At 38.1% G+C, this 9240-nt stretch carries 5 protein-coding genes; 1 reads left to right on the top strand and 4 read right to left on the bottom strand.

Annotated features, from left to right (window positions below):
• Nucleotides 1–68: 68 nt before the first annotated feature.
• Genes LVD47_RS21615 through LVD47_RS21600 form a run of 4 tightly spaced genes read right to left on the bottom strand, consistent with a single transcriptional unit; the run spans nucleotide 69 to nucleotide 6819 of the window.
• Complete coding sequence (locus tag LVD47_RS21615) at nucleotides 69–1748, bottom strand: RagB/SusD family nutrient uptake outer membrane protein (protein ID WP_236980569.1); 1680 nt, start codon at nucleotides 1746–1748, stop codon at nucleotides 69–71.
• Between the two features lie 22 nt (nucleotides 1749–1770).
• Nucleotides 1771–5115, bottom strand: coding sequence for a SusC/RagA family TonB-linked outer membrane protein (locus LVD47_RS21610; protein WP_236980568.1), 3345 nt, complete (start codon nucleotides 5113–5115; stop codon nucleotides 1771–1773).
• Nucleotides 5116–5144: 29 nt separating this feature from the next.
• Nucleotides 5145–6116 carry a FecR family protein gene (locus tag LVD47_RS21605; RefSeq protein ID WP_236980567.1) on the bottom strand — a complete coding sequence of 324 codons (972 nt, stop codon included), beginning with the start codon at nucleotides 6114–6116 and terminating at the stop codon, nucleotides 5145–5147.
• 55 nt (nucleotides 6117–6171) lie between these two features.
• Nucleotides 6172–6819 carry an RNA polymerase sigma-70 factor gene (locus LVD47_RS21600; RefSeq protein WP_236980566.1) on the bottom strand — a complete coding sequence of 216 codons (648 nt, stop codon included), beginning with the start codon at nucleotides 6817–6819 and terminating at the stop codon, nucleotides 6172–6174.
• Between the two features lie 256 nt (nucleotides 6820–7075).
• On the opposite strand from LVD47_RS21600, the gene LVD47_RS21595 reads away from it, so the two are divergent.
• Nucleotides 7076–9214: an alginate lyase family protein gene (locus LVD47_RS21595; RefSeq protein WP_236980565.1), complete on the top strand. Its 2139-nt coding sequence runs from the start codon at nucleotides 7076–7078 to the stop codon at nucleotides 9212–9214.
• Nucleotides 9215–9240 lie beyond the last annotated feature (26 nt).

Below are 9240 nucleotides of genomic sequence, written 5' to 3'. Positions count from 1 at the left end.
CCTCATCTTTTACTCAGCATAAGTAATAAACAAAGAACTTTTCCTTTGTTCAATCCTTGTCAGGACACTCAATATCCAGGATTTTGTGGGAAGACACTTGATAAATTTGTATTAATAACATCTTGTGGGATAGGCATTAACCTATGCTTTTCTTCAATAAACTGTCCACCATGGAAATTATGAGCCTTAGTTCTTTCTATCCACTTATTATTCCTTATCAATGTATACCGACGATGCTCTTCCATTATTAATTCCCGTGCCCTTTCATCTAATATAAAATCAATATCTATATCTGACTCAGTAATAGCATCTGCATTAGACCTTCTTCTGATAGTATTTATAGTTTCAGTCGCTCCTAAAATATCTCCTAGTTTGTACTGAGCCTCTGCTTTCAAAAGATATGTATCAGCCAATCGGAGATAAATTTGATCGTTCCATTGATTACTGGTACTGACATTATTAGGATCAGTACCCTCAACCTTTCTCGAGAATGGCCTATTTGGCTGCCTTAAGTTTGACGGAGATAAAACTTCTTCATAATTGGTCCATATAGTATCTCCATATGAATATCCTGAAGGCAACCTATCTGCAGGATAAGGTGCATTTGACTCTGCATCTTTCAAAACATAAAACCATCTTATAGCAAATTCAGATGCTCTATCATCTCCCTTATCCCAAAGTCCAAGACAAAATTTTGACAAAGAACATATAGTTGCTCCTCTACCCCCTCTTTCCAAAGTATTTTGAAGGGGGACTATTCCATCAATTACTATTTCACTATATCTGCTGGCATGGTGTCGATTTTTGTGGGCAACACCTCCGCCCTGGCTAAACTGTTCAAATGGGAAAACCCATAAAGCTTCGGAATTCCCTTCTTCTCTGTTAGCATTCCCGTCATAAAACATATCCATAAAAGGAGTACCTGGTTCGTCCATTCTCACGCCATACCTTTCAGTGATAAGATTATATTCCGGTGTATTTATTACCTTATCAGCCATCATCAAGGCATTATTTGGTTCGTCCAAGGTGAGATAAGTTTCTGCAAGATAATGTTGCACAGCTCCTTTCGTTAATCTGCCTTGATTTTCTCTCTCTACAGGAATATATTGTTCAGCAAATAAAAAATCTTCAATCATCTGTTCACGAACGAGTTTTACCGGGCTTCTTTCCCAATCAGTTTTAATTGATGAGCCAGAGGATGGTTGCAAAACCAAAGGAACATCACCCCATAAATAAGATAAATGACGGTACGCCCAGGCTCGTATTGCTCTTGCCTCCGCGATTACCAAATTTCTATTTTCTTCCGGATTTTTTCCATCATAACTCCATTCTACATCCTCCCTTTTTTCTGCTTCATCTATAATAGTATTTGCTGCATTCACAATGCCATATACCCATGCAAACCATTCACTTAACCATGATTGATTTGGATTAAGTTCGTTACCAAACTTAGATGCCATTGTTGACCAACCAACATGGGGTAAGTTTGTAACCAATACGTCAGTTCCTCCCATGGTGATTGCATAACGAGGAGCCGTATTTGATTGTAATCCACTTAATTCTAATCTTACCTCAGCATATAGACCATTTAATCCACTTTGAAAACCTTCATATGATTCGAAAAGTGTTCCTGCACTTATGAGATGAGGAGGTCTCTCTTCTAAATAATCTTCATTAAAAACATTACACCCTGATATCAAAACCAAGCAAAGACAGCTTGCAAGAATAAATCTATATTTAAATTTCATTATATTAATTTTAGTAAGATTATCAAAACTTTAAATCCAGGCCAAAAACCAACTCTTTTTGTAATGGTATAGCCAATTGGGAGCTTAACTCCGGGTCCAGAGCATCCCATTCTGTAAATGTAAATTGATTACGACCATTGATATAAATTCGAAATCCTTGAAGTCCGATCCTTTTTATAAAATTTTCAGGTGCGTTATAAGAAATTGAAACATCTTTTACTCTGATAAAACTGGCATTCTCATACCACCATATTCTAGACCCCCCTCTTCCACCTATTCCATCCATTATCTCAGCATCCAAGTGATTCATAACAAAATCGTTAGTAGGATTATTCGGGGTCCACCAATTCTTTTTTGTTGTATTTTGTCGAACTTGGGCATATGTATCATTATCCGTTTTTAAGGGATTACGCTTTGTTACACCATGTACACCGTGGATAAAAATATTAAGTGAAAATTTTTTAAATGAAAAAATATTGGTCATTCCCCACATTAACTTAGGATCCCTCTGTCCAATTATTTGCATATCCTCAGATGCTGTCATTCGCCCGTCTCCATTTACATCCCTAAGCTTAACAAATCCAGGTTGACTTCCCCAAGTAGCTGCCTGATCTGCTTCATTTAACTGCCAAACTCCATCCACAACAAAATCAAAATTAACGTTTATTGGATGACCTATAAACCAAGAATTTGCAATATCATCCGTTCCAGTTCCATATAAATCAACTATTTTATTTCTAATAATAGATATATTACCAGATGTATTCCATGTAAAATTACCCCTTGTCACATTCCTTGAATTTATGGAAAATTCAAATCCTATATTTTCTACTTCTCCTATATTTTGAATAATGGAAGTAATCCCATGAACAGATGAAATAGTTCTGTTCAAAAGCAAATCACTTGTATTTGTACTAAAAAAATTGACTTCCCCATAGATTCTGTTTTCCATTAATCCGAAATCTAATCCAATATTAAGAGTTTTGGACTCCTCCCAACTAAGATTTTCTTGTCCAAGTTTTGCAGGGAAGAACCCCGCTCTAGTTTCACTTTGATGTATAAAGTCATTTGAACTCAAATTAGATAAAGACTCATAAGCCCCAATAGCATTATTTCCATTCGATCCATACGAAGCGCGTAATTTTATTGAATTAAAGATGTTTCTAAAAGGGAAAAAACCCTCATTTGCTAAATTCCAGGCAATTGCAATTGAAGGGAAAACACCCCATTTTGTTGCTTCTCCAAACCCCGAAAATCCATCTCTGCGTCCTGTAAGTGTAACAAGATATCGGCTATCATATATGTAATTTAAGCGAAGCATTTGAGAGAGTAATTTAGTTTCAGTAAATGAAAAACTTGGAATACTAGCATCTGCCTGTGGTGCCGCATAAAAAGAAAGAAAGTCATTAGGAAATCCCACCGCAGACAATGAATTTGATGTGTTCTTATTCCTCTCGTAACCTAATACTGCAGTGGCAAATATACCATGCTGACGAATGGTTGAATTATAAGATAAAATATTCTCATATACACTGCTAAAAAAAGAACCTCGACTCAAATCAGCATTACCTCTTGACTCCAACCCAGAAGCTGTGTTTCTACCTCGATAAGTTGATTGCTCATATGTACGATTTCTAACTCCCCCATTCAATCTATAACTCAAACCTTTTAAAAATGGTAATTTAATTAAAACATAATTGTTGCTTAGAACCTGATCTGATTTATTTATATCATCATATAGAGTGGGTGCAAGTGGATTTCCAAAAAAAACATCCTCCGGCCATGGGTATATTGTCAAATTTCCCTCATCATCATAGGGTTTAGAATTGGGGTTCATATAAAATAAACTTGATTGACTGGGCGGAACCCCACTTTTGTTATCATTTGACAATTGAGTTCGTGTCCCAATTGTTAACCAATCATTTAAAGGAATATCTAAATTTAATCTTCCTGTCATTCTTTGGAAATCATCGTTAATAACAATACCATTTGCTCCCAGATATCCACCACTTAAATAGAATGAAGTCTTACCAATGGCCCCCGCTAATGAAAGGTTATGTTGCTGTCTAAATCCTTCCCGCAATCCTAAGTTTATCCAATCAACCGATTCTTCATTTTCCAATACTTCCCTTTCCGATTCAGTGACCACTCCGGGAAACCGTTCTTCTCTAAACCTAAAAAACTCCTCTCCGTTCATTACATTAGGTAATTTCGTAAATCGCTGAAATGAAATGTGCGAATTATATGAAACTATTGGATCTCCATCTCTTCCTTTTTTAGTTGTTATAAGAATCACACCATTTGCTCCTCTAGCACCATAAATTGCAGACGCAGAGGCATCTTTTAATATTTCAATTGATTCAACATCTGCGGGGTTTATATCAGATATATTTCCATAATAACTTATCCCATCAACGACAACCAAAGGTGTATTGCCTGCATTAATAGAGTTTCTACCCCTTATCATTAAAGATTCTGTTGGAGCAGCACCAGCTGAACTTGTTTGAATCATCACCCCGGAAACAGCACCCTGAATGGCTTGAGAAATATTTATATTTGGGGAAATTTCTAACCTATCTTTTGGAATTGAAGAGATAGACCCTGTCAAGTCACTCTTTTTTTGAGTCCCATACCCCACTACCACTACCTCATCCAACGTCTGCAAATCCTCCAGTAATGTAATTGTTATTTCTTTTTCTCCATTTACCGGAATTTCCTGGGTCTGGTACCCGATATACGAAACTACCAAAACGGCATTTTCATTGACATCCTCCAACGTGAAATTTCCTTCAAAATCCGTGGAAGTTCCCTTGTTCGTCCCTTTCACCAAGACATTGACCCCTATCAAAGCTTCACCGTCAGAATCTGTTACTCTGCCGGTTATGGTACTTTCTTGCTTCAATAATTTGGACAAATCAGTACGATGAAAAATCTTTGGGCTTACAAATCCCCTACTTCCATTATCTCCTACATCATTTTCCCCGCTTTCTTTTACCGGGAGGTTCTCTACCGGTTGCATTTTTTCTTTGACGGCCCGCTCTTTTACCGGATATATCGCATAATAGCTATCGCCTAGTTTTTGGTATTCCAGTCCCAGAGGCTTAAGTACTCTTTCCAGAGTCTCATTGAGATCGTCTGAGATGATGATCTTTCCGTCAATATCCTTATTCGATATAAGATCGGGATCAAAATTAAAGAACACTTTAAATTTTTTCTCGATTTGTCCCAAAATTCCCGACAGTGTATTTTCCGACAGATTTTCTTGAGCCAAATGTGGATTCGAAAGCACATTCATTGCCATATCCCCCTGGGCGAATAACAATTGCTGGCACAGTAAAAGCCATAACACCGTGTATATCTTATTCATATTCCTCACATTTTTGTTAGATTATATCTTCAATTATTGATTTCTCTTTTGAATTCCGCCCCGTAAATATTCGATAATGCCTGGAGAATAATATCCAGGTCATTATTAGGCAGTGTCCCCGAAAACTTCCTATTGTATAATATCGTATCATTACTTCCAACGCGGACGCCATAATAATCTTCAATAGTCTGTAAAACCTGGGGCAACGGAGTTTCATTAAATTTCAACCGCTTCTCCTGCCAGGTGGTATACAGGGATTCATCCACACGACGAGTGATGATTTCCGGTATTTTGTTTTGCACCTCAGCATAATCCCCGGCTTTTTCCAACATAGCTATGCTCCCCTCGTCACTATTCGACACAACTTTCACTTTACCCTCCTGAAGCACTACCTTGGTAGTTTGGTGGCGATCAGTTACATTAAAACGGGTCCCCAATACTTCCACACTTAGGTTGTCCGTGTGTACTCTGAATTTTTTGTGATTTCTTTTTTTACTTACTTTAAAAAAAGCCTCCCCTGTCATCCACACTTCCCTGTCCTCTGAATACCCAATCCATCGAGGTACTTTCAACGAGGTATTAGCATTGAGAACGACCTGACTTTCATCATCCAGGATTATTGTCATCGTTTCACCGAATTGCGTAGAATAATTCTTATATAAAATCCAGTCTTTGGCTAAAACAGCCCCAAATATTATAATCATAAACGCAGCGGCAATCCCCCACCATTTCCTTTGAACATTTATCAATGTTACGTACCAATTCCCGGGATTATTATTTCTTTTTACCTTTCGGTCCAACTCTCCCCTAAACTTTAAAAAAAACGCATCCTTGTCAGGAAGATACTGAGCATTGGTCCTCTCCCATTCCTCCAGATACAGGAAAAATACTTCTTCATTTCCATCGCGTTCCAGCCAACGTTCAATCCCGGAATTTTCCAATGGCGTTGACAATCCGGAAAAATATCGAAATAATAGTTCTTTATTGATCTTTGTGTTCATGTTTAAATTATAAATCTATATAATATGACCAGACATCCAGCACTTCCATGGTCCATTATTGGTCCTTCAAAACTTCCCGCAACGCTGATAGGGCTTTGCTAATATGAGTTTCTACTGTTCGGATCGAAATATCCTGAGACCGGGCTATTTCTTTCAGGCTCTTACCTTCAAACCGGCTCATCAAAAATATTTTCTTACATTTTGGAGGCAACTGGTCAATACTCTTTTGAATTTTTTGGTAAAACTGATCGTACATCATTTGCTCATCAGGCCTCATAGCATCTGAAACTATGGGCAGATCCCCGTTAGAAGGCAAGGTTTGTCTTAATTCCCTTCGTATAAAATTCAGTGATCTGTTTCTCACTGCACGAAACAAATAAGTTCGAAAAGTGGTAGTGATCTTTCTAAAATGTTTTCTCTGCCAGAATTCCCTAAAAACCTCTGCCACGACATCTTCGGCATATTCCCGGGAGTATACAAATCGAATGGAATGACTACACAACGGTGCATAATAATGTTCGAATAGTAACGTACATCCCAACCATTCATCTTCACTGAAGGCTTCCCGTAAAAATCGTTCGTTGTCCACCGAAGCCACCACCTTATCGACCATTCCATTCTTATCTCTTTCATTGCTGTCCCTGGCAACCTTTAAAGATCTGATTCCCATTCCTTTTCTACCCTCACCCGGTTCTATTGACATTCCTATTAATTTTAAAACCCATTACCATATTATTTATATGTAAGACACCAAAAGAACCAACAACACGTAGTCAAAATTCATATTTTTTGAAATTATTTTCCAATAATACCTCACAAAGCACTATAAAAACTGAATCAACAGACAAAACAAAAAGATACGAAGATCAATGGATTTACAAATTATCCAGACGGAGACAAACCATTTTAAATTTCATATATTTACCTAAATACATTAACTATATTTCACAATATTAACCATGATTAAATATTTATTTTCAACAATTACTATCCTTATTACCGGATATCTATTCACTTATAAGGTTATTGGCAATACCAATCAAAAAAATCAAATCAAACCCCCCTTCACCATAGAAGAAGTTATAAAAATTGCCCCTGAAAGCATTAATAAACTTTTCAATGCAATCGATTTAGAAAATGGTGGGTTACATGCTGTGAAAAAGGCGCTAAAAAACTCAGACACTGTATCAGCTTGTGAAGAATTACTTCTTCACTTCAGAACAATCAAAAGAGACTGGGTAATTAATTCTTTTGACCCAATGAATGAAGATGAATTCATGAGAGTAGCCAATGGCTTGCTCGAAAACAGGATTCTACTTAAAGAGGCAGAAGGACAAGTACCAATTGATGTAAGCGGTAATTGGGACTGGAAATACACAGGCCCAAAAGATGACGCTGAATTTGCCTATTCCCTGAATACACAAAACTACCTACCGGCCCTTTATCACGCCTGGGCGAAAAACAAAAATAAAAAATATATATCCAAATTTGATAATGTAGTTAAAGATTGGATACTGCAACATCCATTACCAAAAGAGGATGATTCTATATTCTTAGTACTCAAAGGGATAAACAACCTCGACTACAGGGATATTGGGGAACTGGAATGGCGAACCCTGGATACCGGAAGGCGACTGGGAGCCACCTGGCCACAAATGTTTTTCGCATTACAGAATTTAAAAGGTTTCAGCCCTGCAGCAAGATTGTTGATGCTGTCCAGTTTTATTGATCAAGCAAGATATCTTCACCAATACCACAAATCCGGGCATAATTGGACTACCATGGAAATGAACGGCCTGGCCTTAGTCGGTCTGGCATTTCCTGAATTTAAGGAGTCCGAAAAGTGGGCTAATTATGCATTAGAGACAATGAATGAAGAAATTAACCGGCAGGTCTACCCCGACGGAATACAGACGGAAGTCTCCTCTAAAACGCAGTGGGTAGCCCTCAGACGGTTCGAATCACTGGCCAGGCACTTCAATAATGCTAATCGGGGAATATCCTCAGAATATATGAATCGGATTGAAGAAATGTATAATTATTTAGCTTATTCTATGCGTCCCGACGGGACCCAACCGCTCAATAATGATTCTGATAAAGATAATTTACGAGAAAGAGTCCTTATCGCTGCTGAAAAGTTCAATAGACAGGATTGGGTATATATTGCTACCAATGGCCGGGAGGGATTAAAACCAGCGGGCCTTCCGTCTATTATTTTCCCATGGGCTGGAATAAATATTATGCGATCGGATTGGGGTAAAAATGCTACATGGTCTTTTTTTGACAATGGCCCATACGGCACCGGGCACCAACACCGGGATATGCTTCATCTTTCCATCCATGCATTTGGAAAGGACATTTTAGTCGACGGGGGTAGGTATACCCATGAGGACTACTTTAGTTTTGACCCGACCATCTGGCGTGGTTATTTTAGGAGTTCTTTTTCACACAACGTAATTTTGGTAGATGGAAAAGGACAAAATCCGGGCCCATTGGTTGGGGAAGAAGCTCTCAAGAAAGGTGAAGATTTTATTTCAACGAGACAGTACGATTTCGCTACAGGAACATTTACAAATGGTTTTGAAGGCTTGGAAGGAGAAAGTACACATTCTCGGTCCGTGCTATACACCAAAGACAATCAATGGTTTGTATTAGAACAACTGAATACAGACCAGCCGAGGGAAATTGAAGCGATGTGGCACTATGTCCCGCAATCACTTGTTCAAATAAAAGACCTCCAGGCTTTTTCTACTAATACGGAATACCCCAATCTGATGATTATTCCTATTGGCAAAATAAGCTGGGAGTCTAGAATAGTAAAAGGCCAGGAAGAACCATACTATCAGGGATGGTATAGCGAAACTTACGGAACCAAAGAACCCAATCCAACGGTAATTTATTCATCCAATATTCCGGCGGGAAAGACCGTATTCGGATGGGTAATGGTAGCTACTGAAGGTAAGACTCCTGAACTAACCGCGGAAATGGAAGTGGTGAATAGTACTGCAAAAATTAAGGTGTATGAGAATAACGACATGATTAAGCAAGTAACCATTCCGATAAATAAGGAACTTTCAGTAATAAAGGTGGAGGAATAAATTAACGAATGTCCGCGGAAGAACCT

Source organism: Membranihabitans maritimus (assembly GCF_021729145.1).
Classification (GTDB): Bacteria; Bacteroidota; Bacteroidia; order Chitinophagales; family Saprospiraceae; genus Membranihabitans; species Membranihabitans maritimus.
Note: the sequence above shows the minus strand (reverse complement) of the source record. Positions and strands in the feature narration are given on the sequence as shown.